Source organism: Hyunsoonleella aestuarii (genome assembly GCF_006148925.1).
GTDB classification, from domain to species: domain Bacteria; phylum Bacteroidota; class Bacteroidia; order Flavobacteriales; family Flavobacteriaceae; genus Algibacter_D; species Algibacter_D aestuarii.
This window is the reverse complement of record NZ_VAWB01000002.1, coordinates 505796-532153: the sequence shown is the minus strand read 5'-3', so window position 1 is coordinate 532153 and position 26358 is coordinate 505796. Positions and strand designations below refer to the sequence as shown.

The following is a 26358-nucleotide window of genomic DNA, read 5'->3' as shown; positions in this document are numbered from 1 at the left end:
AATTTACCCTCCTACACGTTTAACATTAAATCCTTTATCTTGAAGTATTTTCATGATTTTATCACGATAATTTCCTTGGATTATTATTTTGTCTCCCTTAAAACTTCCACCAACACTTAATGCTGTTTTTAGTTCTTTTGCTAAAATTTTGAAATCTTCATTTGCACCTGTATAACCCTCTAAAATAGTTATAGGTTTACCTTTGCGCTTTTCATATTTACAAATAATTGGATCGTCTTGTAACCATAAATTAGATTCGTTAGTCGTTTCGGTATCTGTTCCTTCTTGAATATGATCTGGAAATAGATTTTTTAGTTGATCTTGTAAATCCACGTCTAATTATTTTTTAATGAGTCCTAACTCAATCAAACGTTCATTTAAAAACTCGCCAGCAGTAATATCATCAAAAGCTTTAGGATTTTTATCATCCACACAGCTTTCTAAAACATCTAATTTCATGGCGCTTATAGGATGCATGAAAAACGGAATTGAGTAACGCGAAGTACCCCAAAGTTCTTTAGGCGGATTTATAACGCGGTGAATTGTAGATTTTAATTTATTATTGGTATGACGGGAGAGCATGTCTCCAACATTAATCATTAGCTCATCTGGTTCTGCTATGGCATCAATCCATTCACCTTTATGATTCTGGACTTGTAAGCCACGTCCCTGGGCTCCCATTAAAAGTGTTATTAAATTAATATCGCCGTGTGCAGCTGCTCGAACTGCTTCTTTAGGCTCTTCTTTTATTGGTGGGTAATGAATTGGTCTAAGAATAGAATTCCCATTATAGATAAAGGCATCGAAATAAGTCTCTTCTAAACCAAGATATAATGCTAAAGCTCTTAAAACATATTTTGCAGTTTTTTCGAGCATTTTATAAGTTTCTTTACCAATTTTATTAAATTCAGGAAGCTCTTCAACATATACATTATCCGGATATTCTTTTTTCAATGCTTCATTATTATCGACATACTGCCCAAAATGCCAAAACTCTTTTAAATCTCCTTCTTTTTTCCCTTTTGCACTTTCTTTTCCAAAAGATACATAGCCACGTTGCCCACCAATTCCAGGAATTTCATATTTCTGCTTAGTTTCGGTAGGTAAACTAAAAAAGCTTTTAACCTCTTTGTATAAATTTTCGACCAAAGCATCACTTAAGAAATGCCCTTTTAAAGCAACAAAGCCAATATCTTCATAAGCTTTTCCAATTTCATTTACGAATTTTTGTTTTCTTGTAGAATCTTCAGAAACAAAATCATTCAAATTTACACTGGGTACAATATTCATGAGGTGTTAATTTAGTTTGATAGTATACAAATGTACAAAAACATTGCAAAGTTCGATATGTTGAGTTATGTGTAATTTTTCGATTAATGCATAGTTTTTATATTATATTTGGCAGTGAAATGGTGTTATTTTTATGAATACCATAATTTTTATCGCATATATGACATTTAATACTGCAGATTTAAAACAAGATATATTACTCGCTCTATATAAGAACATGCTTAGACCAAGAATGATAGAGGAGAAGATGCTGATTTTATTACGTCAAGGAAAAATAAGTAAATGGTTTTCTGGAATTGGGCAAGAAGCTATTTCGGTTGGTGTTACCATGGCTTTAAACAAAGTGGAGTACATCTTACCTATGCATCGAAATTTAGGGGTATTCACTACTAGAGAAATTCCATTATACCGCTTGTTTTCGCAATGGCAAGGAAAAGCCTCTGGATTTACTAAAGGAAGAGATAGGTCATTTCATTTTGGAACTCAAGACTATAAAATTGTTGGTATGATATCGCATTTAGGACCGCAATTAGGTGTTGCTGATGGAATCGCACTTGCGTCTAAACTAAACAATAAAAATCAAGTAACTGCTGTTTTTACTGGAGAAGGAGGAACTAGCGAAGGCGATTTTCATGAAGCTCTAAATGTAGCTTCTGTGTGGCAACTTCCAGTTTTGTTTTGCGTAGAAAACAATGGTTATGGTCTTTCCACACCTACTAATGAACAATATAATTGTGAGAATATAGCCGATCGAGGCTTAGGCTATGGCATGGAATCTCATATAATTGATGGAAATAATGTTATTGAGGTTTACACTAAGATTAATGAAATAGCTAAGAGCATTAGGAATAATCCAAGACCCGTATTGATAGAGTTTAAAACTTTTAGAATACGTGGTCACGAAGAGGCAAGTGGCACAAAATATGTTCCTCAGGACCTTATGGATTATTGGGGAGCGAAAGACCCTGTAATTAATTTTGAGTCATTTTTAAGAGATGAAAACCTATTAACCGAGATTGAAAACACTCATATTAAAGAATCGATAATTAATGAAATTAATGAGCATTTAGAAGTTGCTTTTTCTGAAGAAAAGATAATTCCTGATTTAAGTATAGAGTTAGGTGATGTATTTCAAAGTTTTGAATATCAATATATTGAAATAAATAAAGAATCAAAAAATATTAGATTTGTAGATGCTATTTCTGAAGGTTTAAAACAGAACATGGAGCGTCATAGTAATTTGGTTATTATGGGACAAGATGTAGCTGAGTATGGAGGTGTATTTAAAATTACAGATGGGTTTATTAATCTGTTCGGAAAAGACCGTGTACGAAACACTCCTATTTGTGAATCAGCTATTGTTGAAACGGCTATGGGTCTTTCTATTGCTGGGATGAAAAGTATTGTTGAAATGCAATTTGCCGATTTCGTTTCATCAGGATTTAATCCTGTAGTAAATTATTTGGCAAAATCTTATTATCGTTGGAACCAAAATGCAGATGTTGTTATTAGAATGCCTTGTGGTGGTGGGGTAGCAGCCGGACCATTTCATTCACAAACCAACGAAGCTTGGTTTACAAAAACTCCTGGGTTAAAAGTCGTTTACCCAGCGTTTCCTTATGATGCTAAAGGACTTTTAGCGACTGCCATCAATGACCCAAACCCTGTGCTATACTTTGAACATAAAGCGTTGTACAGAAGTATTCGGCAAGATGTTCCAATTGATTATTATACATTACCATTTGGAAAGGCTTCTAGACTTTCTGAGGGTGATTCTATTACAATAATTAGCTATGGAGCAGCGGTACATTGGGTGCTCGAAACATTAGAAATTAACCCAAGTATTTCAGCCGACGTATTAGATTTGAGAACGCTTCATCCATTGGATGTTGAAACTATTTATAAGTCGGTTAAAAAAACAGGAAAGGCTATCATACTTCAAGAAGATTCTTTATTTGGTGGGATAGCAAGTGACATATCAGCTTTAATTATGGAGCATTGTTTTCAGTTTTTGGATGCTCCTGTAAAAAGAGTTGCTAGTTTGGATACACCTATTCCATTTTCTAGCCAATTAGAGCATCAGTATTTGGCAAAGAGCAGGTTTGAAAGCGAATTAAAGAAACTTTTAAATTATTAGGGTTATCAATATTTATACCTACATCGAAGGCTTTTGTTAATTCAATTATTGGAACAGTTAATTGGACTTGGAAATACATAATTTTTGAAGTTTCGTGGTATAGCAATTATTTTTGGGGACTCATAGTAATTTTTTTTTGCTCTGGGTTTGACAATAAGGACTAGAGTACAGAGCAAATTATATATCTTTATAAATGGATTGTTTAACACGTTTTTCTATAATTGCCCTTTTTTTTTGTTTTTCTTGTGAAGAACAAGCCACTCAAAAATATGAGTGGAAGACGATAGAAGTAACAGCTACTGCTTACAATTCTTTAGTTTATCAAACAGATTCAGATCCCTATCTTACCGCTTTTGGGGATAGCTTAACGCCTGGTTTAAAGTGTATAGCTGTTTCTAGAGATTTATTGCGTTTAGGGCTAAAACACAATACTCCAGTTGTTATTGAAGGCTTAGATCATCTTTATTTGGTTAAAGACAAAATGCATTCTAGATGGCAAAATAAAATTGATATTTATATGGGAAATAATGTTAAAGCCGCCAAATTATGGGGTCGTAAAAAAGTAACTCTTAAATATCAGGTTCCTTTATTAGAGTAAAGCGAATGAGTTTTTTTGTTGCTGCTTCAGATAGATTAAAAGGATAAACATCCTTTACTTTTTGCAGTTCTTCTTTTGTTAATTCTTTAGAAGGTTTTTAAATAGAAAAAAAATACAACAATATAAGGCCTAATAATTATACTTAGTTAATGAGCATATCGCTTTACGCCTCTCCATAAAAGATCATGGTGTGAGACATTTAAAATACGCCTATTAGAAGAAATTGTTTCCTCGGTTAGACTATTTATTCGCTTTGAAAGTTTTATTATGGTTCGCATTTTATAAGATGGTTAAATTGATTAAGAAGGAGTTAAAAGACGCTATTATCTATAGCGTCTTTTTGTGTTCCATGTGTGACTCTTTGTTTTAATTAGAGTGTCAGTTAATTGGTTTGTGTTTAATGTTCTCATGATTTTCCGTTTTTTGATTGTTTTGATTTATTGATTCTTCTTTAAAAATTAAAAAGATGTATTATCTATAACGCCTTTTAATATTCCAAGTATGACTCTTTGTTTGAATTGATGTGTTAGTCAATTGATTTGTGTTTAAAGTTCTCATTATTGTTTTCTTTTAAATTGATTTATACTAAGTAGACGAAAAAATATATTTTTTGTTACAGTACTATGCATAACATATTACTATTTTAACAAATTTTAACACATTTGGCTATTATTATGCAGAAGAGTAGAGGACTTAACACGAAAAATGTCAAACAAATTTTAATATTATTTTCAATTCGGAATAGTTTTTGTTAATTATTTTTCAAAATATCGACATAAGTAAAGTAGGTTTATTTGTAATGAAATATCTTTGCATCTCATAAAGCCTAGTTAATAAATCCATGAAGTGAATAATGAAAGACATAAAACTAAATTTTTTGTTTATTGTATTTCTTTTTTTTGGACTTTCTATTAGTGCTCAAATAGATAATAAGAATAAATCAATTTCTATTCCTGCAGTTGAAAGTAAAAAAGACTCCTCTACTGCAGTTGCAATAAAACCTTCTGTCCCAATAAAGAGTAATATAAATAATATGGCAACACCCCGTATTTCCAGAAATTTAGAATATCCTAAGAATGAATTTTCTATGTTTCCTAAAGAGAAATTTGGCAACCCTGGGGAGCTTTATGAGGATAGAATTGACAAAAATATAGATAATTTAAAGCTTTCACCCGAAGAAGTTGAACGAAGAAACGGAAGTACAACCGATCAATATTTCGGTGATTTCAGAAGTAAAGCGAAATTCGTAAATGTAGTTTATAGAGATCATGGATTTACAGATGGAGATATCATTCAAGTCCGTGTAAATGATGACATCATACATTCACGTGTCTATCTAACTGGTGGATTTAAAGGTTTTAAACTAGATCTGCAGCAAGGATTTAATAAAATAGATTTTGTGGCATTAAACCAAGGGGAATCTGGACCAAATACCGCAGAATTTAAGGTTGTAGACGATCAAGGTTTGTTAGTTTCTCATAATCAATGGAACCTTGCTACCGGTGTTAAAGCTACTGTTATAGTCGTTAAAGAATAAAACGCTAAGAAACTATTTTATCAATTAGTTCTAATTCTTCTTGAGCAAATTCCAGATTATCTATTGCCTTTATATTTTCTTTTAGTTGATTAGCAGAGCTTGCTCCAATTAATACAGATGCTACTTGTGGCTGTCTTAATATCCATGCAATAGCCATTTGGGATAATTTCTGACCTCGTTTTTGGGCAATATCATTTAACTTTTGAATCTTTTCAAGATTACTATTCACAGTTTCGGTATTTAGGTAGGTCATATTTTTAGCCGCTCTAGAACCTTCTGGTATACCTTTTAAATATTTATCTGTAAGCATCCCTTGTGCTAATGGAGAAAATGCAATACAACCAACTCCATGTTCCTCCAATGTGTTTAACAATCCATTTTCAACCCAACGATCGAACATAGAATAACGTGCTTGGTGCAATATAAATGGGACTTTAAGTTCTTTTAACAACTTAGCTGCATTACTTGCTTCATTGGCTTCATAATTTGAAATACCTACATACAGTGCTTTACCTTGTTTTACTATATCTGCAAGCGCTCCCATGGTTTCTTCCAAAGGTGTGTCTGGATCCGGTCTATGATGGTAAAAAATATCAACATAGTCCAATCCCATCCGTTTTAAGCTCTGGTCTAAACTAGCTATTAAATACTTTCTTGAACCCAAATTACCATAAGGTCCAGGCCACATATCATATCCAGCTTTTGTTGCAATAAACAACTCATCTCTGTATGGTTTGAAATCCGCTTTTATAATAGTTCCAAAATTTTCTTCAGCCGAACCATAAGGTGGTCCATAATTATTAGCTAAATCAAAATGTGTAATACCTAGATCGAAAGCACACCGGATTACCTCTCTTGCATTTTGAATACTGTCAACAAAACCAAAATTATGCCATAACCCTAAAGAAAGTGCCGGTAATAAAACGCCACTTTTCCCCGTTCGATTGTACACCATGGAATCATAGCGATTTGGATTAGCATTGTAATTTATAACCCCAGATTTATCGTTTATATTCATAATAATTCTTTAGTGACTCAAAGATATAAATTACTTTTTAAGTATTGTCTCTATCTCGGTGTACTTGAAATTAAATATTACTGACAAAATCATTCGTTCAAAATAGTTAACATTTAAATTTACAATCGTTTATAACTTTAGGTTTAAAGATTCGTGAAAAACGCTTTAAAGGTCTTATTTTTGCGGCCGAGAAGGATGATTTTATGAGCATTTCAACAACCGAATTAGAAGATAGGAAAGTAGGTAAAGATTTATATAGCTACCAAAAAGGAGCTATTAATAAAATATTTAAAAGTTTTGAGGAGTCCCCAGACGATTACCATTTGTTATATCAATTACCAACTGGAGGAGGGAAAACCGTTATATTTTCTGAAATTGTAAGACAATATCTTAAGCATCACAATAAGAAAGTGTTGGTGATGACACACAGGATCGAATTATGTAAACAAACCTCTAAAATGCTTACTGAGTTTGGTGTTGTTAATAAAGTGGTGGACAGCAAAGCAGATCTGAGCGATCAAGGAAACTACAGTTGCTTTGTTGCCATGGTTGAAACCTTGAATAATAGGTTGAATGACGACAAACTTGATATTTCTGATATCGGGCTAGTAATAATTGATGAAGCTCATTATAACTCTTTTACAAAGCTTTTTAAATTTTTTAGTCAATCCTTTATTTTAGGAGTTACAGCAACACCATTAAGTTCTAGTATGGAACTCCCAATGACCGACAACTATGATGAGTTGATAGTCGGGGAGAGTATTGAATCTTTAATAGAACGTGGCTTTTTAGCACGTGCCGAAATGTTTTCTTATAATGTTGGATTAACGTCATTGGTTGTTGGTGCAAATGGTGATTATACAGTAAAATCTTCTGAAGATTTGTATACCGATAATGATATGTTATCCAAGTTAATACAAGCATACGAAGAGCGCGCCAAAGGTAAAAAAACCTTGATTTTCAACAACGGTATTAATACATCTTTGCATGTTTATGATACCTTTAGAAGAGCGGGATATAAAATCGCTCACCTAGATAATACTAATACAAAGAAAGAGCGTGCACTTATTTTAAAATGGTTTAAAAACACACCTGATGCCATTTTAACTTCAGTAAGTATACTTACTACAGGTTTTGATGAGCCAACCGTAGAAAGTATTATATTAAACAGAGCAACAAAATCATTGACTTTATATTATCAAATGATTGGTCGTGGATCAAGAATTTTAAAAGATAAAAAGACGTTTTCAGTAATTGATTTAGGAAATAATTTTCACCGATTTGGACCCTGGGGTGATAATCTTGATTGGCAAAGGATTTTTAAATCGCCAAACTACTATTTAGATTCTCTATTAAGTGATGAAGAATTAGAAAGTAACTTTAGATACGAGATGCCTGATGAACTTCGTGAAGAATTTTCAAATTCTCAAGAGGTCTATTTCGATATTCAAAAAACGTATGTAGAGTCCATAAGAAGTGGTGAATCTACAAAAGTAGTTTTGGAGCGTTCCATTGAGCAACATGCCAAAATTTGTATTGAAAACAGTGAAGATGTTTATGATGCATTGGCATTGGCAAAAAAGCTTGGAGATGATATTGATTTTAGAATTAACCGCTACACCAAATGTATCAGCAAAAGCACGTTTAATTTTGTTGAATGGTTAAAAGGTGAATACAGAAAAAAGCTTAATGCTTATTTGCGTTCTAATTTTGATGAAGTTTTTGAAACTATTCATGGGTATCCACCAGTGGAGTAGATTCAATTTGTTGGTAATTGGGTAAATTAAAACCATTGATGATGCAATAATTACCTACAGACATAGAAATTGATTCGTATGTCTTATCTTTGTTTCTAATTAAGCAGATAAAAATTATAGTATTTGTAGCGCTTTTATTGAGATTTACAATATTATCTTTCCCTTATAACTTAATAGAATTTTTATTAATTAAAATCCAATAATGGCAAAATCACAAGTAACATTCAATAAAATTGAAAAAGAAAAAAAACGCTTAAAGAAAAGAGAAGAAAAGCAAAAAAAGAAAGAAGCACGTAAAGCTGAAAAAGAGGCTAGTGGATCGGAAGGGATTCAATTTGCCTATGTAGATTTTAACGGTAACCTGACTGACACGCCGCCAGATCCAGCATTACGAGAAAAAATTGAAGCAGAAAGTATCGAATTGGGTATTCCTAAGAAAGAAGATAGAGAAGAGGAGGAGCCAAGCGCTAAAGAAGGTAAAGTTTCGTTCTTCGATCATAGTAAAGGATTCGGTTTTATAATTGATAGTATTAACCAAGAGAAATATTTTGTTCATGTCTCCGGTTTAATTGATAGTATCGAAGAAAATGATAAAGTGACTTACGAACTTGAACGAGGATTAAAAGGGATGAATGCTGTTCGTGTAAAAAAGATTTAAACACTTACATCATATATCAAAATTGTAGCTTAAGGTTTAATGCGTATTTATAAAAAAACGTTTCTTATAGTTATATCTTTTTTTGCAATTTATGTTATTTGGGGTTCTACGTATCTTCTTAATAAAATTGCTGTAGCAGAATTAGCACCATTTTTTCTTGCATCCATTCGTTTTCTTACTTCTGGAATTTTAATATTCATCATAGCAATGGCTATGGGTGTAAGCCTAAAGCTTACAAAGCATCAATTACTTAATGTAATTATTACAGCCTTTTTATTTCTTGTATATGGCAACGGTGTTTTTGTTTGGTCACTTAGATTTGTCGATAGTGGTTTTGGTGCATTAGAAGCCGCTACACAACCATTATTCGTCCTTGTATTAATGTGGCTTATTGACGGTAAGAAGATTCAAGCAAAGTCTTTAATAGGAATTATTCTTGGTTTAATTGGTATGTGTATGCTTGTAAGTCAAGAAGAATTATTAATAAAGGAAGGCAGTTTATTAGGTATGTTTATGATTTTAACATGCGTTTTAAGCTGGAGCTATGGTAGTATTTTTGTTTCTAAAGCTAATTTGCCAACCAATTACTTTGTAAGTACAGGTTATCAAATGATTGCTGCAGGTATAATGCTAGCCATTTCTAGCTTGTTGTTTAATGAAAAGTGGGTGTCTCCATTTAATTGGAGCGAACCTGTGGTTTGGTCTATGAGTTTTCTTATTGTTTTTGGAGGTATAGCAGCGTTCACCGCATTTAACTATCTATTAAAAGTCGTTTCAACCGAAAAAGTTGCAACATCTGCCTATGTGAATCCTGTCATTGCATTACTTTTAGGATGGTATGTTTTAGATGAAAAACTTACATTGCAATCTATTGTCGCTGCCATCGTACTTTTAACAGGTGTTTATTTTATTACATCAAAAAGAAAATTAAAAATTAGACCTTTTGGACGTTAAGAATGCTATAAAATTTATGCTTATAAGCACATTTGCTTTTGCATGTATGAATGCAACTGTCAAGCATTTAATAGATATTAATGCTTATCAAATAGTGTTTTTTAGGTCAATTGGCACCCTAGTTTTTACTTTTACATTCCTAATAAAAAATAATATTTCTATTCTTGGAAATAGAAGAAAGCTCTTGGTTATTAGGGGGGTTGTCGGTGTTACTTCAATGACACTGTTTTTTATGTCAATAAAATACCTATCTATGGGAACTGCGGTTTCTTTAAGATATTTAGCTCCTGTTTTTGCAGCTGTTTTTGCTATTTTCTTTCTAAAAGAAAAAATAAAACCTTGGCAATGGGCTTTTTTTTTAATGGCATTTATTGGTGTTCTTATAATAAAAGGATTTGATAGCCAGTTAAATAGTTATGGGTTAATTTTAATATTAACGTCTGCAGTTTTTAGTGGATTGGTCTACATAACCATAAGTAAAATCGGTAAAAGCGATCATCCCGTTGTTGTAGTTAACTATTTTATGGTTATTGCTGCTGTTGTAGGAGGTGTTTTGTCAATTAAATATTGGATCACACCAACATTTCTGCAATTACTTTTATTATTAAGTCTTGGTGTTTATGGTTATTTTGGTCAGGTGTATATGACTAAGGCTTTTCAAATAGCAAGTACGAATCAAGTAGCTCCTTTAAAGTACTTAGAAGTGTTGTTTACAGTATTATTTGGAGTATTCTTATTTGCTGAAGTATATACCTTTTTAAGCATAATTGGTATAGTACTTATAATTTGTGGGTTAACGCTTAATGCATTGTATAAGCGAAATTAAAGAATAGTAATTGAGTTTTATGTTTTTTTATACTAAGCGCTTTTTACTCTCATATCGTTCATACTATCTTTAATATGAAGCAATTGGTTTACAATTGTAGTAAGTTCAAACTGTAAATAACGCTTATTCTTTTTACTAAAACTACTAATAGAATGGGTGTATAAATAGGCAGCACCCTTCTTTATTGCAACAACATAAGTATCACTATCTGCATCTAAAGTAACAGAACTTTTATAATTGCTTTCTAAAAGTAGCCAATACGATAAACTATTAATTTGGTTGAATAATGAAAATGTAGTATCCATAATAGATAAGTTTTTGAGATTTGGTATTTTAAAATTATGGGCTAAGTCCTGTCATCACAAAATTTATTGATAGCATGCCAATTATTTCGGTAAATTGCTATTTAATAACAGGTAATCGTTAAAACCTAACTCTTTACAGACTAATATTTCTACAATTTTTAAACGTTTTTGAACAAATCCCTTCAATTTTTAACGCTATTTAAAACATTTTTTTTGTTATAATTTGTATCTTTACACTAGTAATTTAATTGAAAATGAGGCACTTATATAGTTTTATATTACTCTTATTGCTTGTCTCTTGTAGCTCATCAAAAAGTACAGCTACCCAAGCGGAAATAGATGCATTAGATGATTTAGTTAATGGAAAGCGTTTTGTTATTGAATCGGAATGGGTTTACCCACAAATGACCAACGCTATGCAACAAATATCAAATACTGGAATATTAGGCCCTGGAAACAACGCAGGGAGTATTAGTTTAATTGGTAATCCTAATTTCTTAAAAATTGCAAAAGATAGTATTTCATCATATTTACCATATTTTGGGGAGCGTCAAATGAATACGGGTTATGGTAGGGGTAATAATGGCGGTGCGATTGTATTGAAGGGACTCATCAAGAATTACGAAATAGAAAAAAATAATGATAATAGCTATAATATTAGCTTTGACGCAAATAATAAAAATGAAAACTTTAGAGTTTACTTAAGGCTCTTTCCTAATTTAAATAGTACCATAAGAATAAATAGTTCTTCACGCTTCAGTATTTCATATCAAGGACATGTAAAACCAGAACTTTCAAAAGAATAGATGGTATTAAGATGAGACGTTGACGTTCACCTATAGAAATTGCATTTAATTTCATTTCATCGTAAATATTTAGGTTTCATAAGGTTTTTTGGGCATCAATGAATTGAAACACATAACTTTATAAAAATTAAATAGATTGCCCCATGAAGATATTTGGTGTTTTATTCTGCTTTGTTTTTGCTTTAAATGTTTCAACTAGTCTTAATGCACAAGATGCCTATCTCCTAGATGAGGTTCCACTTAATTACAAAAAGCGTAGCCCTATTTATGATTACACTGAAAAGAACCTAAATAACACAGACACCATTCCAGATTTTGAAAGACGTTCTAGTAAACTTAAAATAACGGGTACCATTTATCAAAGTGACGGAGTGACTCCAGCAAAAGATATTATTTTATATATCTATCAACCAGATGAAAGCGGTAACTACGTTTCAAAAAAGAAAAAAGGAAAGCGATATGTTAATCATCGAGGTTGGGTAAAAACTGACACTAACGGTAAATATACGTTCTATGCCTTTGTTCCAGGCAATGCTATCGAACCTCTTACTTATCCAAGAAAAATGGGGCCGAAACAAATCCATCCTATTATTAAAGAACCCGGAATTCCAGAATATAGTCTTGATGCATTCATGTTTGATGAAGACCCCTATTTAACCGATCGATGCAGAAAGAAGCTTGAACGAATTGGTTACACTGGTATTGTAAAATTAGATAAAGAACAAGGATTATTTGTCGCCAATAGAGATATAATTTTAAAACAAAATATATATTCTTACAAATAAGGCCTATTCTAATATTTATAAAGTTAAATTAGTGTAATAAGGAGATAAATATGATGTTTTTATTACCAAACTTTAAATATAAATTTGAACGTTTATTTATTAAATGAAACATAAAGTAATTGATTCTTAAAATCGCTAAAAAGCAACATTTAATAATTAATATATTAAAAAGCTCTCAAAATAGAGAGCTTTTTGATTTTTATATGAAGATTCATCTATTTTTCAATCAATAATTTTTGACCGACTCGAATTACTGCATTGCGTCTTATGGCATTCACCTCACAAATTGAAGCTATCGATACATTGTTGCGCCTTGAAATTCTTGAAAGCGTATCACCTTGTTTAACCACATAAATAGAGCGTTCCTTAATCAGGCTAGCCAGAGCAGCTCCTTCGGTAAATAAAGGCGTTATTTTACTTTGCCTTTTAGAATTATGAGCAATCGCACGTGTCCATTTTTTTGTAACCCATAATTCATCGCCTCTAATTAGGTTATCCTTATTAAACTTAAATAAATATTCAGGGTTTATAGGAATACCTTTATAATTCACTACTAAATGTAAATGGCTTCCTCTTGCATTCCCAGAAACACCACCTTTACCTAAATAAGAACCTTTAAAAACAGTATCATTCTCTTTAACACCATATTTCGACAGATGTGCATAAACGGTCTCTAAGCCATTATAATGCCTAACAACAACAGTTCTTCCATGCCCACTCGTATATCTCGACATACGCACAATACCATCAAACATAGCATATATACTATCGCCAGTAATTAAATCAATATCAATCCCTTTATGAGGTCTACCACGTCTCCAGCCAAAGCGTGATGTAATGACTTTGTCCTTTCCAATAGGGGAATGATAGGTAGAATCTTTAAACTCTAATTTCAATGGGAAGGTAACGACCATTTCTTTAAATGGGTTGTAGACCGTATTATCCCAATTTTCTTTTTTAATATCAACAGAAAAACGCGTTGGGCTATTATTTTCTTTTGTATCGGTAGAATCCACTAGGGTAAAAAATGTATCTGGAATAGTTTTAGGCTTTTGTGCGTTTAAATTTAAAGGGAGCACAAGCAAAATGAAATAAAACAAAAATTTCATGGTGGTTTGAAAGGATGTTTTTTTGATTGATTGACAAATTTATAGAATTTAACGTAAATTCTATATAAAGTATTGTTAAAGCCCAAAAGTGCAAATCGATTTTGCTTCTAAAACTCTCATTTTATTCAAATTTCTAATTATCTTCAATTATCATTATATTTGGTAATAAGAAATGAAACGCTTCACAGAATTTTTCCTATTCCTCTTTATATTTTGTGCTTCGGCATGTAAAAACCCAAATAGTACCAATTTAAATATTAATGACGATGAAGACTACAATCCAATTGTTGCCAATTCTGTCGATAGGGATTTAGATGCTATAAAAGCTGACGGCGTGCTAAGAGCAATGGTTATATACAGCAGCACTAGTTATTTTCTCTATAAAGGTCAGGCAATGGGCTTTGAGTACGAACTCCTTCAACTTTTAGCAAAAGACCTTAATCTGGAACTTGAAGTTGTCGTATCTAAAGATTTAGATTCTGAATTCGAAGTACTTAACCGCGGGGATGTCGATCTAATTGCCCATGGAATGACCGTGACCAACCAGCGTAAATGGGAAGTAGACTTTACTGAATATTTGTTTCTAACGAAACAAGTCTTAGTTCAGAAAAAACCAGATAATTTTAGAAGGTTATCCTGGAAAAAATTGGATAGAGCGCTCATTCATGATCCCATAGAGTTGATTGGTGATACTGTATCCATTAGAAGAAATTCTGCCTATTATGAGCGGCTACAGAGTTTATCGAACGAAATAGGAGGCCATATTTATATTGACACCTTAGATAGTAAATTAAGCACTGGGGAAATTATGGATATGGTAGCGGAAGGCAACATAAAATATACCATCGCAGACGAAAACCTTGCTAAAATTAATGCTTCTCATAGACCAATTTTGGATATTGCTGTTCCTATTTCATTGTCGCAACGCATTGCATGGGTAACCCGAAAGAAATCCAAAAATTTTAGAAAAGTGGTTAACGAATGGATACGAAAAGAACGTAAAACAACTCGTTACCGAGTAATCTATAATAAGTACTTTAAAAATAAGCGTGCTTTTAAGCGTCGTACTAAAAGTGATTACTACAGTTTAAAGAATAATCAAATTAGTGTTTATGATAATTTAATCAAGAACTATGCAAAAAAAATTGGTTGGGATTGGCGCTTATTGGCTTCGCAAATATATCAAGAATCGAAGTTTGAACCGGAATCTAAATCTTGGGCAGGCGCTATGGGTTTGATGCAGATTATGCCCGCAACAGCAGCTTACTTGGGTGTAAATAATCCATCGGATGCTAATGAAAGTATTAGAGGTGGAACGAAATATTTAAAGCAAATTCATGAAGGATTTGAGAATATAACAGATTCTATAAACCGAATTAAATTAACATTAGCATCCTATAATTGTGGTTTGGGTCATGTTCTAGACGCCCAACGATTAGCAAAAGCTAATAGATTAGACCCGAATGTATGGAATGACAATTTAGAACCAATGCTTTTAGCTCTAAGCCGACCAAAAAATTATAATAAGTCCATCATTAAGTACGGTTATGTGCGAGGTTCAGAACCTGTTAATTATGTTAATCAAATTTTTGACCGCTATGGGCATTATAAGGAATTTATTCAATTGGAATAATAATTACAGCGCTAATTTACTATGCTAAAATGCTCTCATGCCCAGAATCTTTAACAAATAGGCAACTACTGTTGGTTTTTGCGGTCATGTCATTTATGAAATTGTAAGGTAGTGTTTCTTGCATCCCGAAAATATTTAAATCTGCTGCAGGTGCTTCGGTTAAGAAATCAATAAAATTTCCAACATAGACTTCTCTTAAAGTTTCAGGTAATCGTGCGAGATTTGTAAGTGTTATTAAGAAGTTTTTGGCATTCTTTTCTTCATTAGGGTCTTTTACCAATACAATTAACCGAATACGTGCCTTCCAGTTAATCTTCAATTTGTAGGCAACCAAAATAGAAAGATCTAAATTGCCAATGTCCCAGCCACCTAATTCCCAATTACCTTTACGCTCGCTTATCCAAACGTTTATGGTATTTCGTTGCCCTAAAAGTGCAGTGGGATGTAGATTAAACAATAAAATGCCTATTTCTAGCCGTATGGATTCTTTCATTACAGGCTTAATTTCATTATTGTAATCATCATGATCTTGTAAATTCAAGAACATAATATTGGGCTTAAAGAATGCCCCTTGTAATGCTTGACTACCATAGTTGATGCCATTGGCAAACTGATCTGAATGTATTACAGTTGATGAGGAAAACACCCCTTTTTTTCTAAAGGAAGCGGAAATAGTTTCCAATTCATTCGATAGAGTGCTGCGTTCATTAAAAGGTTCAATACCCAATAATTTAATGGAGCCTTTAGGGCTGGCAATATTTCGCAGAAACTCAAAAGTGCCTCTTAAACCATTAACATCTCTTACGGGTACCATAAGATTAGCTTTCCATGCGCGTTGTTGCATTTTTTTCATTCCCCAAGTGTGTTTCGCAGCCCATTCCGCAAAGGACACGAAAAGTCCAGAACGCACATCTTCAAAAGGGGTTTCTAAATTTTGGCGAGAGAGGTACCAATACACCATCAAAACAATAGCAATTGAAATAAGACTTACTGTTGGATTGATAATAAACATGGCGAAAATAGACGAAATAAGTCCAATCCATGGCACCCATTTATGAATTTTAAATACGGGACGATAACTAATAAGTCCAAGACGTTGTTCAATAATTACCACGATATTAATCATGGCATAGGTAATAAGGAAAAAGAGCGTAACTAGAGGAGCAATGGCGTTAATATTTCTTAGCAGGAGGGTCAGGAAAATTAAAACTCCTGTAACTATCATGGCATTTCTCGGCTGACCAGTTTCACTAGTGCCAGCTAATATATTGGAGTAGGGAAGTACCTTGTGTTCTCCCATAGCATACAAGATTCTTGAAGAACCAACTATAGAAGCAAGTGCTGAAGAAAATGTTGCGCCTAAAAGTCCTGCTATAATTAGAGGTCCTATATAGGCTTTATCTACCATAATGTAATAATTAGTTAGAAGCTCTTCTTCTGTGGCACTGCGTGAAATCCAAAAAGCTAAAAGCATATAAATAACAAAGCTTACACCTATAGCCCATAAAGTTCCAATGGGAATACTATCTTTAGGATTTTTTAATTCTCCAGACATATTAGCACCCGCCATAATACCTGTGGCGGCTGGAAAGAAAACTGCAAAAACAATCCAAAAACTGCTGCCACTAAATCCATTTTCCTCAGAACCTTTAAAGGAACCCCAACTTAAAGAGTTATCTAATGGTAACGCCATGGAGCCATTATAAGCAGCAATAACTACAGAAACTAAGGAAAGAGCAATAATCCCCATAATTATAAACTGTGTTTTAATAGCCAGATTTGCACTTATATAAGCAATAGTCAAAAGCGAAACGAAAACAATAATATCTACCAAAAAGGCATTATGATCAGGAAAAATAGCCAGCCAGCCTTCCCTAAAACCAAAAATATACATGGTTACTGCTAACCCTTGTGAAATGTATCTAGGTATCCCCAAACTACCACCAACTTCTAAACCAAGGGCTTGAGAGACTATAGCGTAGGCACCACCAGCTCCAATACGAATATTGGTTGTAATGGCAGACATAGACAATGCTGTGCAAAGGGTAATGCCAAATGATATGATTATTATAAGCCATGCTCCTAATAACCCTGCATTACCAACAACCCAACCTAAACGCAGGTACATAATAACGCCTAATATAGTGAGTAAAGTAGGCGTAAAAACACCTCCAAAAGTGCCAAATTTCTTAATGGTCTTTGGTTGATCTGACATATAGTAATTCTAAAGAAATATTGTGACGTATGAAAATACTAATTATTTAGTTTAAATTTAAAATATGCATGAATTAAAAATATTTAGTTTATAAATTGTTCGGCTATTTTCAACTTACAAATACATCTATGTACACCTTTTTTACATGACTAATATCATGAAAAATGGCATCACCTTTATTTAATTTTATAGTTCAAATGTTAAATTTTAATTATGAGAAATTCAAACCAATCATTCATCCGAACTATCTGTTATAATTTTTTTATTCTTGGATCTTTATTTTTATTCACAGCCTGTAATGATAGTCCTTCAAAAGATAAAACAAGTAAAACTGAAATAGAAGAAGTTGAAAAATTTAATGATATCTTTTGGAATGTAAAAGCCATTCAACCCGATGGAAAAAGTTTAGATATTAAAGCCTTTGATGAAGAAGGAAAATCTTTCGAGATAAAGGCAATTCAAAACTCCGATCAAGATCTTTTTTTAGATATAAAAGCTATTGTAAATGGCGAGAGATTACCCGTTAAGATGTTACAGAGTGAAAATCAATTTGTTCCAGTTGCAGCAATAAATAAAGAAGGCGCTAAGTATTACATTAAAGCAATAACTAAAGAAGGGCAAAAACTAGACGTTAAAGGCGTTGCAAGATTTGGAAATATTGTAATTATGAAAGCTATTAATAAAAAGGGGGAATTCTATGGCGTAAAAGCTATTTCACCATCAGGACAGCTTAATGATATTAAAGGCATAAAAATTAATTTAAGGGACAGAGAGATGTCGTTACAAGGCATAGGTATCCATGCGCATATTAAAGCAATGCACCCAGCTGCAAATGAAGATGACTTTAAACTGCCTGCAAAAAATCAAAAGAAAAAAAGTTATAAAAGTGATTTTGAAAGAATTATTTGGAATATCAAGGCGATAACAGCAGATGGTAAAAATTTAGATGTGAAAGCTTTTGATGAAGAAGGCAATATGTTTGATGTAAAAGCAACACAAGATTCTAAACAACATAGTTTTTTGAATATTAAGGCATTTGCAGATGGTTATGAATTACCTGTTAAAGTATTGGAAAGTACAGATGAATATGCACGAATTAATGCAATAGGTAAAAACGGTGTGTTATACGAAATTAAAGCATTAACTGAAGATAATGTAAAGTTAGATGTGAGAGGTGTTAGTCGTTCAGGAAATATTATTAATGTAAAAGCTATAAATGAAAATGGAGAATTTTTAGCTGTTAAAGCTTTCGCTCCAGACGGAAAACTTAACCAAGTAAAAGGCATTAAGATTTTTGATAGAAAAGTAGAAATGAGAACACAAGGTCAACCAGTTTACGCGCATTTAAAAGCTATTAATCAATAATTAGAAGATTCAGTGGATGTTTTTATTACAAAACAAATTATAGATTAAGTCTTTTTATAAGAACTCCTTGTCGTTTTAATTATGAATAATCGACTATGGATTATTCATAATTAAAAATGTAATATAATGTTCTGCGTTATGGTACTTTGCTTTGTGAAAAGCTGAGCCATACACAAGCTTCCTTCAAAAAAAATTATTTCCAAAAGTTTCTTTTCTATCTTAAAGGAATACTTTTAATGCAACTATATAGGAGGAAAGCCCAATGTGTTTAAATGGAAAAGCATACAAATACCCGCATCTAATCCAGGTTTACTTTAATTACGTGACTTAACAATATATTAACTTGTAAATAAGGAGAATAATTGTACTTATGCATTTTTAATTAAATGCAACAATGAAAAAAACCTATTTTATATTGACACTTCTATTCGTATTAGTCTTAAATGCATGTATTACAAATAATAAGAAGGCAAATAATAATGATTCTTTAGCTATAGAAAAGCCATATTTAGGGCAAAAACCACCAGGTTTAATCCCAATTCCTTTTGCACCTGGACTAGTTTCTACAGAAATTTATGAATACGATGGTGCATTTACACCAGACATGAAGGCGTTTTATTTTATTAGAAGAGGAGAAGAAAATAAAACATCAGCTTTTTATGAATACAAATACAACGAAACTAATGGGATTTGGGAAAAATCAGAAGTAGCATCTCCATGGATAGGACGCCCAGTAATATCTCCAGATGGCGAAATCATGCATTTAGGTGACAGATATCTAAAAAGGACGGAAGCCGGATGGTCCAAATTACATAATCTTGAACCTCCTACGGTAAGTAATGATTCCATGTATATAATGAGGCTTTCATCTTCGGCTAACGGTACATATTATTTTGATACTTATAAAGAGAATGATTCAGCCTTTCCAATTCGCTATTCACGTTTAATCAATGGAAAGTATGAAGAGCCTAAAGCTTTACCCAAAGAAATAAACACAGGAACTTTTTTAAGTCATCCTTTTATAGCTCCAGATGAATCTTATTTATTATTTGATGCTGAAAGGGAAGATGGTTTTGGAGAATCTGATATTCATATCAGTTTTAAACAAAAAGATGGTACTTGGGGAAATGGAATTAATTTGGGAGATAAAATAAACACCAACGCATGGGAAGCTTCTGCAAGTATAACCCCAGATGGCAAATACCTTTTCTTTAGTAGAAATGTTGGTTCCGATGCTTATGAAAATGTAGATATATTTTGGGTTGATGCTAAAATTATTGAAACTCTAAGACCTAACCAATAAGTTTACTATACATAATAACATTTTATAGCTATATAGACGGGAAGCATAATGTGTATGGAATTTATTACATCTTGCTTGATTATTGTTCAATTATTGCTTATCTTTAATAGTCAAATACCGGTTCTCCCATCTACTGTTGAATAAGACTTTACTAATAAATTCTTATTCATGATGTTACTTCTATCGAATTCAAAATTTCGTCCCCTTAACTTTTTCATTAAAAACAGAAAATTTACATCTTTTCTATCTGTCTTTTTAACACTATTATTTTTAAATCTAGTTATAGGATGCTCATATTATAATGTAAGAAGTGTAACGACTAGCTCTGAAACAATAGCTGAACAAATTGATGAATTTGTAAAGAATCAAAAATATGTAATTATTCATTCTGGGCCTGATACTTGGCATTTAAGTAATCTTGAATTAAGTGAAGACGATAAAACGATGTCAGGAACTGTTCAACATCTAGGATCCAAACATATTTCAAGAAAATCACGAGAAACTAAACGAACTCATCAATACAGTGGAGGGAAAGAAGTTTTAAATGAAGTCCATTTTTATATTAGTACAAATTCTACGCGTAATTACGGATCTTTCACAACTATTCCCTTTTCAGAAATTAATTCGATTTCTGTAAACGACAGAAATACTGGAAGAACAATCTTAAATGTTGTTGGAGGTGTTGTTGGAACATTAGCTTTAGTCGCAATTATCGTCGCATTAACAAAGAGCTCTTGTCCGTTTATATATGTCAAAAACGGGGAAGATTTTGTTTTTACTGGAGAACTTTATCCAGGCATCTTAACAGTAAATCAACAACACGATGATTATTTAAAGCTGCCAAATATTGATAAGACTAATAATGATTATAGTATTAAAATCACCAATGAATTAAAAGAAATACAGTATACAGACTTTGTTCAATTATTAGAAATTACCCATTCAGATGCTCTTAAGGTTCTATTGGATAAAAATGGGAATCTTCATACATTTTCAGATATAATATCTCCAAAAAGCGTTCTAATTGATAATTTAAATACCGATAGCAACCCTGTTTTAATGAAAGACAACAATTCTTATTTATTTAACTCTAATCTTATCAATTCTGGTAGCTTACGAAATATTGAATTAAATTTTAACAAACCGCAACAAACAGAAAACGCAAAATTGTTTTTAACAGTCAAAAACTCGATGTGGTTAGACTATGTATTTGGAAAGTTTAATGAGCAATTTGGAACATATTATACTCAATTTCAAAAAGATCAACAGGTCGCTTCAGCTGAAAAAAGTACAAAATGGATGAATGAGCAAAATATTCCTTTATCGGTATATTTAAAAACCGAAAAAGGATGGGAATTAGTGGATAGAATTAACGTTGTTGGACCAATGGCCTCAAGAGACATTGTAGTCCCAATAAATTTAAACAAAATAAAAGAAGAAGAAGAAGTAATTATTAAACTGGAAACAGGATTTATGTTTTGGGAAATAGATTTTGCCGGAATCGATTTTACTGATAATATAGCATTAGACATCAATTATATTAATCCTAGTTTAGCTATTGATGATAATAATGTTAATGTAACACATCTTTTATCCGCTGCAGACAACAACTATTTTACACAACCTAATGTTGGTGATGAAGTTGTAGTCCATTTTAAAACAAGCCAAAACAATCTAGATTTAAAAAGAACCTTCTTTTTAAAGAATAGAGGGTATTATAATTATATAAGAGACTATAAAAGTGAACCCAATTTTCAAAAACTTAAATTATTTAGAGAAGCTGGCACTTTCACAGAGTTTTCTAAGCTAGAATATGAAGTCATAATGGCTTATGAAAATCAATTAGATGTCATAGCTGCTAATACTAAATAATAAAGCTTATGATAGCTGAATTTAAAGAAAAAAAGGCTCAAGAGACTACTAGTTTAATTTCCACAACAATTGATACTTCAAACGGTCCAAAGTTTATTAATGGACTAAGATTGAAATTAGTTCAATTAAAAATTAAGTTCACCCTCTTAAAAGTTATTTTAAAATGCTACTATAATCCTATAGTCTGGATTCAATCATTGCGCTATTTAATTAAACTCAGAAGGCGTTTTTTGGGAAATATCAAAGTCCATAAAATGGTTTATATTAATGGAAAATATCACATTGGTCTATATACTCCAGGATGGAATAGCAGCTTATATGAAAAGTTTATTGCTTCTAATCTAAATGATTTTAAACCAATTAAATTGGTTGAAGTTAATAGATTTAATAATATATTTTTTGCTATTACTAAAAAATGTGCTTTACAATGTGAACATTGTTTTGAGTGGGATAATTTAAATAAAAAAGAGACCCTGTCCGATGACCAATTAATGGAAGTTGTAAAAAGAATTCAGGATAAAGGAGTGAGCCAAATACATTTGTCCGGTGGAGAGCCTTTAATTAGAATGGATGCAATACTTAAAATATTAAACCATGCAGATAAATCTACCAATTTCTGGGTAGTTACTTCTGGTTTTAAATTAAACAATACAAATGCAAAACGCTTGAAAGAAGCTGGTTTAAAAGGCGCTGTAATAAGTTTAGATCATTTTATTCCAGAAAAGCACAATACGTTCCGTAACTTTAAAGACGCCTTTTATTGGGTTGAAGAAGCGGTTAAAAATGCCAACAATAATAACCTTATTACTGCACTTTCTTTATGTACTACTAAAGACTTTATTTCTGAAGAGAATTTAATGTCGTACATGGAATTAGCTAAAAAATTAAAGGTGTCGTTTGTACAATTCCTAGAACCCAAAGCTGTGGGTCATTATGTGAATAAAGATGTTTTACTCAATCCACAACAGATCGGAGTTTTAGAAAATTTTTTCATAAAAATGAACTTCACAAATAAATTCGGCAATTATCCTTTAATAACATATCATGGTTACTATCAACGTAGACAAGGTTGTTTAAGCGCTGGAAAAAAGGGTATTTATATTGATACAGATGGTGATATGAATCCTTGTCCATTTTGCCATAAAAAAAATGGAAACGTACTGGATTCAAATTTCAACTCTAATCTTAATATATTACAATCTGCTGGTTGTAGTAGTTATAATTAAGATTAAATCTTATCTAAACTAAATCATTCTTAAATATTGCTTCATCCACAGGATAAACTAATATTATAAAATGTTCTATAATTTATATTATGTCAAATAGTAAATTTAAGAACATCTTACCTATCCCTCGTATTAGATAACAGTTTATACTGTCAACGTACAGTTAAACACAATAGTAAATGGAACAATAGCTGTTAATTAATTAGTATAAAAAAAGTCATGCCCTTATAGTATTGAGCGTGACTTTTTAGTAAAATAATAAATTCTTATAACCATTCAAGAAAATAACTCATCATCTCTTCTTTTAATTCGTAGTGCAATTTAATATAGGTGCGCATATCATCACGCAATGTACTTTGTTCATTATGTAGTCTACCGTCTATATTTTCATTATAATTGGCGTTATTAATATTGGCCATTTTATTTCGGCATCGATGCATTAGTTTTGATATTGCATTTTTTTCAATCATGATTCTATTTTGATAATTTTCTAATGGTATAGTTGCCGATTTACCAAATTCACGACTCGCAGTTTCTTCTAGTTTTTCTTGAAATGTATCCATTTCATTAAAATGGAAACGTAACTCTCTTTTCCAGGTTTCTAAATTAAACCTAAGATCACTTAAATATGAGATTTTTGTTATCATAATTTAATCGTTTTAATTATTCTTAATTCTTACTTATTATTTGATTTTGAACATTTTGCGGAACTACTTGATATGAGGAAAAAACTGAATTAAAAGTTGCTCTTCCCTGTGTTAAGGACCTTAAATCGGTCGAAAAATCATAAAGCTCTGCGGCTGGTGCAATACATTTTAATATCTGATAATTTCCCTTACTTTCTATGCCTTGAATAATCGACCGTCTAGATTGTAAATTCGTCATGACATTACCTACCATTTCCTCGGGCACTTTTACAGTAAGCTCGTTCGCTGGTTCTAAAAGTTTTGGATTGGCATTTAAAAAGGCTTCCTTAAAGGCATGTGAACCAGCAATTTTGAATGATATATCATTTGAATCTACCGAGTGCATTTTGCCATCATAAACCATTACTCGTATATCTCGAACATACGATTCTGTTAGTGGTCCTGTTTCCATAACTTCCAATATACCTTTCATTATAGAGGGTAAATAACGCTGGTCTATAACTCCACCAACAATACAATTATAAAAAATAAGCTTTCCACCCCATGGTAAGTCCAGCTCTTCCTTTCCTCTAATATTAAATCCTTGCGGTTCTGCTATACCTTCGTACCAAGGTTCTATTTTCATGTGAACTTCACCAAATTGTCCAGATCCTCCTGATTGTTTTTTATGTCTATAACTGGAGGTTGAAGATCTTTGTATGGTTTCACGGTATGGAGTTTTTGGTCTTTCAAATATTGGAATAACATGATACACATGTTCTAATAGCCATTTTAATGTCGCAAAATGCAACTCCCCTTGGCAGCCTACCAATAATTGTTTAGACTCATTTGAAAATTCAACTACGATGGTTGGGTCCTGGGCATGTATTTTTTTAAGAGCATCACTAAGCTTCTCCTCCTCTTTTTTATCTTGGGCATAAATGGCTTTTGTAATTCTAGAGGCTGGATATTGTATTGGTTTAACGGTTATTACATCACTACCACTATAAAGTGTGTCGTTCGTTTCTGAAAACTTTAGCTTTAAAGTAGCACCAATGTCACCAACAGTTAGTTTATTAACGGCTTCTCTAGATTTACCATCCATTATAAATAACTGGTTGATTGTTTCAGTCTCTTCATTTCTAGGATTAAATAATTTGTCATTTACTTGAACCTCCCCAGATTTCACTTTAAAAAAGGTGATTTGTCCTAAATTTTGAAGATATAATGTCTTAAATATAAAAAGTACAGTGGGACCATTTGTGCTAGATATTATTTTATTCCCTTCCAAGCTTTGCGTAGGTTTTAAGTCTGCCGCTGCTGGTGCTACATTATCAATAAAACCCATAAGCCTTCCAGAGCCCATATCCTTTAGAGCTGAAACGCAAAACACAGGAAACAACTCATGATGTAACATACCAGCTTTAATACCTTTACGCATTTCATCTTCGTTTAATGTTCCTTTTTCAAAAAACAGCTCCATAAGTTCTTCGTCATTCTCAGCTGCTTTTTCAACCAGTTCATTATGCAATTCATCAGCTATATTTTTATAATCTTGGGGTATTTCAAATTTTTCTGGCTTCCCTCCTTTTGGACCGAATTTATACATCTTCATTTTAAGAACATCAATAATACATTGAGCACCATCGACTACTGCTGGAAACTGAATTTTAACAGCATTATTCCCAACTAATGATTTAATACTTTTAAAATTATCTTCAAAATTTGTATCTGGATGATCAATTTGATTCACAACAAACAAACTAGGCTTATTATAGCTGTCTATATAATTCCAGATTATTTCGGTTCCTATTTCAACACCCTTTCTTCCATTAATTACAGTAACTATAGTATCAGATACGCGAATTGCAGGTATAATCTCTCCAATAAAATCATCTAATCCGGGCGTATCAATAATGTTAATTTTATAATTACGCCATTCTGTATGCAATGGTGTTAGAAAAATGGAAGCTTCTCGTTTTTGCTCTAATTCATGATAGTCTGAAACTGTATTATGATCTTCAATATTACCGCGTCTTTTAATAACTCCAGCTTCAAACAACATGGTTTCAGATAATGTTGTTTTCCCACTGTTATGTGCTCCAACAAAAACAACATTTTTAATGTGCTTATCGTCAAATACTTTCATATGATTATAATATTTAAACAATAAAACTAATAACAATTTATAGTGAAAAATATGACTTATATCAACTTATTCAATAAATTTCTAGATAACACCAATGAATTCAACTCCAAAAAGAATGTTTCGTGAATAAAACAAACACTATTGTTGTAAAACCTTTATTTACAAAGTATATTTGCATGCCCTAGATGG

Annotated in this window: 22 protein-coding genes; 14 read left to right on the top strand and 8 right to left on the bottom strand. The window is 32.1% G+C overall.

The window, feature by feature from the left end:
- Positions 1–3: 3 nt before the first annotated feature.
- The gene (locus FEF17_RS12125) at positions 4–333 is read right to left on the bottom strand and encodes a translation initiation factor (protein ID WP_139002660.1); all 330 of its coding nucleotides are present in this window, start codon (positions 331–333) and stop codon (positions 4–6) included.
- A gap of 6 nt (positions 334–339) precedes the next feature.
- Entirely contained in the window at positions 340–1290 is a 951-nt protein-coding gene (locus tag FEF17_RS12120) for an isopenicillin N synthase family dioxygenase (RefSeq protein WP_139002659.1), read from the bottom strand.
- Positions 1291–1450: 160 nt separating this feature from the next.
- On the opposite strand from FEF17_RS12120, the gene FEF17_RS12115 reads away from it, so the two are divergent.
- The 3 genes from FEF17_RS12115 (at position 1451) to FEF17_RS12100 (ending at position 5562) form a co-directional block, all read left to right on the top strand.
- Entirely contained in the window at positions 1451–3427 is a 1977-nt protein-coding gene (locus FEF17_RS12115) for an alpha-ketoacid dehydrogenase subunit alpha/beta (RefSeq protein ID WP_139002721.1), read from the top strand.
- A gap of 193 nt (positions 3428–3620) precedes the next feature.
- Positions 3621–4025, top strand: a complete 405-nt coding sequence (locus FEF17_RS12105; RefSeq protein ID WP_246046845.1) for a 3D domain-containing protein — start codon at positions 3621–3623, stop codon at positions 4023–4025.
- A gap of 853 nt (positions 4026–4878) precedes the next feature.
- Complete coding sequence (locus FEF17_RS12100) at positions 4879–5562, top strand: hypothetical protein (protein WP_139002658.1); 684 nt, start codon at positions 4879–4881, stop codon at positions 5560–5562.
- A gap of 4 nt (positions 5563–5566) precedes the next feature.
- Here FEF17_RS12100 and mgrA read toward each other — a convergent pair whose 3' ends face one another.
- Positions 5567–6580: an L-glyceraldehyde 3-phosphate reductase gene (gene mgrA, locus FEF17_RS12095; RefSeq protein WP_284698438.1), complete on the bottom strand. Its 1014-nt coding sequence runs from the start codon at positions 6578–6580 to the stop codon at positions 5567–5569.
- A gap of 203 nt (positions 6581–6783) precedes the next feature.
- Here mgrA and FEF17_RS12090 point away from each other — a divergent pair, with 203 nt between their 5' ends.
- The 4 genes from FEF17_RS12090 (at position 6784) to FEF17_RS12075 (ending at position 10775) form a co-directional block, all read left to right on the top strand.
- The gene (locus FEF17_RS12090; protein ID WP_139002657.1) at positions 6784–8337 is read left to right on the top strand and encodes a DEAD/DEAH box helicase; all 1554 of its coding nucleotides are present in this window, start codon (positions 6784–6786) and stop codon (positions 8335–8337) included.
- Between the two features lie 202 nt (positions 8338–8539).
- Positions 8540–8995, top strand: coding sequence for a cold-shock protein (locus FEF17_RS12085; protein ID WP_139002656.1), 456 nt, complete (start codon positions 8540–8542; stop codon positions 8993–8995).
- A 39-nt stretch (positions 8996–9034) separates the two neighbouring features.
- Positions 9035–9949: an EamA family transporter gene (locus FEF17_RS12080; protein ID WP_139002655.1), complete on the top strand. Its 915-nt coding sequence runs from the start codon at positions 9035–9037 to the stop codon at positions 9947–9949.
- A gap of 16 nt (positions 9950–9965) precedes the next feature.
- Entirely contained in the window at positions 9966–10775 is an 810-nt protein-coding gene (locus FEF17_RS12075; protein ID WP_246046848.1) for a DMT family transporter, read from the top strand.
- Positions 10776–10807: 32 nt separating this feature from the next.
- Here FEF17_RS12075 and FEF17_RS12070 read toward each other — a convergent pair whose 3' ends face one another.
- The gene (locus FEF17_RS12070; protein ID WP_139002653.1) at positions 10808–11080 is read right to left on the bottom strand and encodes a hypothetical protein; all 273 of its coding nucleotides are present in this window, start codon (positions 11078–11080) and stop codon (positions 10808–10810) included.
- 254 nt (positions 11081–11334) lie between these two features.
- Here FEF17_RS12070 and FEF17_RS12065 point away from each other — a divergent pair, with 254 nt between their 5' ends.
- Both FEF17_RS12065 and FEF17_RS12060 read left to right on the top strand, forming a co-directional pair.
- On the top strand, positions 11335–11886 hold the full coding sequence (locus FEF17_RS12065; RefSeq protein ID WP_139002652.1) for a DUF4251 domain-containing protein: 552 nt from the start codon (positions 11335–11337) through the stop codon (positions 11884–11886).
- A 143-nt stretch (positions 11887–12029) separates the two neighbouring features.
- Entirely contained in the window at positions 12030–12671 is a 642-nt protein-coding gene (locus tag FEF17_RS12060) for a peptidase associated/transthyretin-like domain-containing protein (protein ID WP_139002651.1), read from the top strand.
- Positions 12672–12886: 215 nt separating this feature from the next.
- On the opposite strand, the gene FEF17_RS12055 is transcribed toward FEF17_RS12060, so the two are convergent.
- Positions 12887–13780, bottom strand: a complete 894-nt coding sequence (locus FEF17_RS12055) for a M23 family metallopeptidase (RefSeq protein WP_139002650.1) — start codon at positions 13778–13780, stop codon at positions 12887–12889.
- 172 nt (positions 13781–13952) lie between these two features.
- Between FEF17_RS12055 and FEF17_RS12050 the strand changes: the two genes are divergently transcribed.
- Positions 13953–15413, top strand: a complete 1461-nt coding sequence (locus FEF17_RS12050; RefSeq protein WP_139002649.1) for an MltF family protein — start codon at positions 13953–13955, stop codon at positions 15411–15413.
- Between the two features lie 19 nt (positions 15414–15432).
- Here the strand turns inward: FEF17_RS12050 and FEF17_RS12045 are convergent, their stop codons facing one another.
- Positions 15433–17628: an amino acid permease gene (locus tag FEF17_RS12045; protein ID WP_139002648.1), complete on the bottom strand. Its 2196-nt coding sequence runs from the start codon at positions 17626–17628 to the stop codon at positions 15433–15435.
- Between the two features lie 213 nt (positions 17629–17841).
- On the opposite strand from FEF17_RS12045, the gene FEF17_RS12040 reads away from it, so the two are divergent.
- The 4 genes from FEF17_RS12040 to FEF17_RS12025 all read left to right on the top strand — a co-directional run bounded on the left by FEF17_RS12040 (position 17842) and on the right by FEF17_RS12025 (position 23394).
- On the top strand, positions 17842–18993 hold the full coding sequence (locus FEF17_RS12040) for a DUF7486 family protein (protein WP_139002647.1): 1152 nt from the start codon (positions 17842–17844) through the stop codon (positions 18991–18993).
- A gap of 394 nt (positions 18994–19387) precedes the next feature.
- Positions 19388–20296, top strand: a complete 909-nt coding sequence (locus FEF17_RS12035; RefSeq protein WP_139002646.1) for a TolB-like translocation protein — start codon at positions 19388–19390, stop codon at positions 20294–20296.
- Positions 20297–20464: 168 nt separating this feature from the next.
- On the top strand, positions 20465–22168 hold the full coding sequence (locus FEF17_RS12030; protein ID WP_139002645.1) for a hypothetical protein: 1704 nt from the start codon (positions 20465–20467) through the stop codon (positions 22166–22168).
- An 8-nt stretch (positions 22169–22176) separates the two neighbouring features.
- A complete protein-coding gene (locus FEF17_RS12025; RefSeq protein ID WP_139002644.1) occupies positions 22177–23394 on the top strand; it encodes a radical SAM/SPASM domain-containing protein in 1218 nt (405 codons plus the stop codon).
- A 266-nt stretch (positions 23395–23660) separates the two neighbouring features.
- On the opposite strand, the gene FEF17_RS12020 is transcribed toward FEF17_RS12025, so the two are convergent.
- Together FEF17_RS12020 and FEF17_RS12015 are read right to left on the bottom strand one after the other, a co-directional pair.
- Positions 23661–24041 carry a hypothetical protein gene (locus FEF17_RS12020; RefSeq protein ID WP_139002643.1) on the bottom strand — a complete coding sequence of 127 codons (381 nt, stop codon included), beginning with the start codon at positions 24039–24041 and terminating at the stop codon, positions 23661–23663.
- A 22-nt stretch (positions 24042–24063) separates the two neighbouring features.
- The gene (locus FEF17_RS12015; protein WP_139002642.1) at positions 24064–26169 is read right to left on the bottom strand and encodes an elongation factor G; all 2106 of its coding nucleotides are present in this window, start codon (positions 26167–26169) and stop codon (positions 24064–24066) included.
- Positions 26170–26358 lie beyond the last annotated feature (189 nt).